Consider the following 1,013-nt stretch of genomic DNA (forward strand, 5'->3'; position numbering starts at 1 on the left):
CGTTAACACGCTTGAGAAAAATGATGCCGACAACTTGGCATTAAATAGCATTTCTTTGTGTGAGCTGACTCTTAATCAAGCGGTGACATTCGATCCTTATGATCAAAATAAGGCGACCGGTGCGTTTATTATTATCGACCGTCTAACCAACGTTACGATTGGCGCGGGCATGATTGTCAGCAAGTCTGACCGTTCAGACACCCAAGTATGGACTGAAGTGACCGCCCAGGAACGTAGCAAGCGCTTTGGTCACGAAGGTAAGATCATTGCGTGCACAGGAGAGCTTGCCGAACAATTGGTTCAAGCGACTGAACGTAAGCTGTTCGATCAAGGTCTTACATCTATCACTTTGAGCGCATCTCAATTCACTAGCCAAGAAAGCTTGAACGAGGCTGCAACAGCCATTAAAGCTTCGAGTGCAATTGTTATCTACGCGGGCGAAGCACAGTCAAATACTGACCTCACTTTAAGCGCTGAAACTGAATCACAAATTGTTGACGCAATTAAGTCGATTTAAACTGAAAAAGGTGTAGTATTCGCCAAAATACTACACCTTCATTCCTTTAATTTTTTAGTACTTACCTCATGGCAATCAGACACTTAGTTTTCCATCGCCTTACTCGATGGCAAGACGACCAACCAGCAAAAATCCTAACTGGCACAGAAACCAAAGACGCTAACGCAGACCATCAAGCTCTTTTTAGTCAATACAAAAAGCTGTTCCAATTCAGAGCAGGCAAGGCTTTTGGTAGGTTCTCAGAAACCGAACTTCAATCACCATTCACGCCATGGCTAAAAGAATTTAATGATGGCTCTTTGAGCTTCGCCAGCCTGACAACGAATGCGCTTAATCATCTCTGTGAGCTAGCTAATAAAACCCCTGAAATTTTTGATCGACACGTACTATTTGTCGATGAAGAACATGCGGATGGCGACCGGTTTTGGATATTCTTACTGGAAGATTCTAGCGGACTTATGCTCGACGGAAACTCGGAATTAACCATCGTAGACTA

1 protein-coding gene and 1 pseudogene are annotated in these 1,013 nt (G+C 43.7%); both read left to right on the forward strand.

Going from position 1 to position 1,013, the window contains the following annotated elements:
• Positions 1–517 (forward strand): annotated as a pseudogene (locus A3739_RS30145) (sulfate adenylyltransferase subunit CysN); the annotation flags it as partial.
• 68 nt (positions 518–585) lie between these two features.
• Positions 586–1,013 (forward strand): nucleoid-associated protein (locus A3739_RS20085; protein ID WP_197472461.1); only part of this gene is annotated, 428 nt, incomplete at its 3' end.

It is taken from the genome of Oleiphilus sp. HI0067 (assembly GCF_001635735.1).